At 71.8% G+C, this 2528-nt stretch carries 3 protein-coding genes; 1 reads left to right on the top strand and 2 read right to left on the bottom strand.

Going from position 1 to position 2528, the window contains the following annotated elements; translation table 11 throughout:
* On the top strand, positions 1-1905 hold a 1905-nt coding region (locus AOK24_RS43510; protein WP_206191374.1), incomplete at its 5' end, for an InlB B-repeat-containing protein.
* A gap of 26 nt (positions 1906-1931) precedes the next feature.
* On the opposite strand, the gene AOK24_RS49040 is transcribed toward AOK24_RS43510, so the two are convergent.
* Both AOK24_RS49040 and AOK24_RS43515 read right to left on the bottom strand, forming a co-directional pair.
* Positions 1932-2090: a hypothetical protein gene (locus AOK24_RS49040; protein WP_159052221.1), complete on the bottom strand. Its 159-nt coding sequence runs from the start codon at positions 2088-2090 to the stop codon at positions 1932-1934.
* 197 nt (positions 2091-2287) lie between these two features.
* On the bottom strand, positions 2288-2528 hold a 241-nt coding region (locus AOK24_RS43515), incomplete at its 5' end, for a response regulator transcription factor (protein WP_240554416.1).

Genomic DNA, 2528 nt, shown 5'->3' on the forward strand with positions numbered 1-2528 from the left:
ACCCCCTCCACCCCCGGCACCACCGTGCGCCAACGCACCGGCACCGTCCGGGACAGCGGCCTCGCGCCGATCTGCGAGCCGCCGCGACCGGGCCGCGAGGTCCGTTTCCCGCTCTTCGACGACGTCCTGGTGAAGGCCGTGGAGACCGGCCGCGAGACGGTCGGCGGGAACCTCGTCTGGCACGGCGAGGTCCCCGGCACCACCGACCAGACGGTCCTCGTCACCCTGGCCGGCGGCTGCGACACCAAGCCGGGCAACGAGTACCTGGGCGCCCAGTTCGCCCTGGGCGGCGCCCTGTTCGACATCAGCGCGATCGGCCCCGGGAAGGTCCTGATCTCCGAGACGACGCCCCTGGTCGACGAGCACGAGCCCCACGCCGTCCCGCCCCGTGTCGCAAACCCCTTGCCCGGACCGGGAGTTCGGGCCCGCAAGGCGCCCAGGGCGAAGTGCAAGGGCGGCGCGGGCATCGCGACCGTGGACACGCTGGTCGCCTACACCCCGAAGGCCAGGGCCGAGGCGGGCGGTGAGGCCCAGATCCGCGCACAGGTCGTGAAGGGGGTCTCGCTGGCCAACGAGGCGTTCGCGGTGAGCGGCATCAAGGTCCGGCTGCGGCTGGTGTTCACGACGCCGGTCGACGTGCCGGCGGCGTACGACACGGTGTCCAGCGCCTCGCTGGCCGCGTTCGCGAAGAAGGGTGACGGGGTCGCCGACACGCTGCCCGCGCTGCGCGACAAGTACGGCGCGGACCAGGTCAGCGTGATCGCCGGGGGCGCGGCGGCGGGCGGCATCGGGTACATTCCGTCGCCGCCGGGGCCGTCCTGGTCGGAGTGGACGTACACGGTCGTCGCCCAGTCGGCGATCGCGAGTTACTCCTTCGGCCACGAGATCGGCCACAACCTCGGCTCCAACCACGACTGGACGACCGACCCGAAGCAGCCCGACAACGGGGCGAGCGGCTACTTCCCCGCGAAGGGCGAGTTCTCGACGCTGATGGCGTACGAATCGAGCTGCCGCACGGCGACGAAGGGCACCTGCGGGCGGGTCAACCGGTTCTCCAACTCCCATCAGAAATACCGGGGGTTGGTGCTCGGCAAGCCGATGACGCAGATCGACTCGGCGGACTCGGCGGCCGTCCTCGGCACCAACGGCAAGGCGGTCGCGGCGTACCGCAAGGCCGTCACGGACGACTCGCTGTGCGGCGTCACCACGTCCGTCTCCCCGGCCTCCTCCGGCACGGTCACGCCCGGAACGCCGGGCCCGTACGCGCAGGGCGCGACCGTCTCCTTCACGGCGACCCCCGCCAAGGGGTACGTCTTCGACCACTGGATGCTCGACGGCAAGCAACAGGCGTCCAAGGCGACCCGGTTCGCGGTCACGACCGCCAACGACCGTACGCTGCAAGCGGTGTTCAAGAAGGGTGCGACGCCTACGGCGAAGGTGACGACGAAGAAGTCCGGCAGCGGGATGGTCAGGGCGAGGGCGACGAAGAAGTCCCGCGCCGCCGAAGACCTCTTCGTGGGCACCGAGTTGCTGTACGAGGCCGTCCCCTCGGCGGGCTGGAGCTTCGCCGGGTGGAAGCTGAGCGGCGGCTCGCACGCGGGTGACCTCTCGCTCGTCGGCGTCCGGGTCGGCGAGACGGACCAGGGTCTGGAAGCGGTCTTCGCCCGGCAGAAGTACGCCCTCGAACTCTGCCCGCACGGCCACGGCACGCTCACGGCGTCCCGCCCCGGCAAGTACGCCGCCGGCGACACCGCGATCGTGACCGCGAAGCCCGCCAAGGGCCATGTCCTCGCAGGGTGGTTGCTCGACGGGAAGCCGTACGCGGGCAGCCCCGGCGGCGAGGCCCTCGTCAGCTTCACCGACGGCCGACACCACACCCTGACGGCCAAGTTCCGCAAGAAGTAGGCGAGTTGCCCAACTCCCCTGCCGTATCACCGCCGTACGGCAGGGCGCTCCGGAGGATGGCGTACGGCGCCGCCGGACGGGAGGCCGGTGTGCTCCCGTCGGGCGGCGCCGGGGTGGGGCTGCCCCGCCGACCAGGGGCAGCCCCGCTTGTCGCCGCCGAGGGGAGGCGCGGTGCCGGGTGCCATGCCATGACGGTGGCCGTGGGGGTCCAGCCTGTCCGACCCGGCGCCTCCCGTCCCCGGGGCGGCACGACCAGACTCCCGTACCGGAGGGCGCCGGCGCAGTCCGGGACGGGAAGATCCGTACACCTAGCCGCCGGTCGGGGCGGATTGCCGTATGCGTACGTACCCCTAGTGGACCTGCCTCGTCATACCCGTAGTCCTCAGGGTCCGACGGTCGTCGGGATCTCCGTCCTCGACGTGATGCCGAGCTTCGCCAGGATGTGTTCGACGTGCGCGTCCACGGTCCGTTTGGAGATGACGAGGCGTTCGGCGATCTCCCGGTTGGACAGGCCCTGGGCGACCAGGGTGGCGACCTCGCGCTCCCGGCGGGTGAGGGCGTCCAGGGAGCGGTGGCCGTCGAGGGTATGACGGGTATGGGGGGTACGACGGTCGGCGGGGGGC

Source organism: Streptomyces niveiscabiei, from assembly GCF_001419795.1.
Taxonomy (GTDB): domain Bacteria; phylum Actinomycetota; class Actinomycetes; order Streptomycetales; family Streptomycetaceae; genus Streptomyces; species Streptomyces niveiscabiei.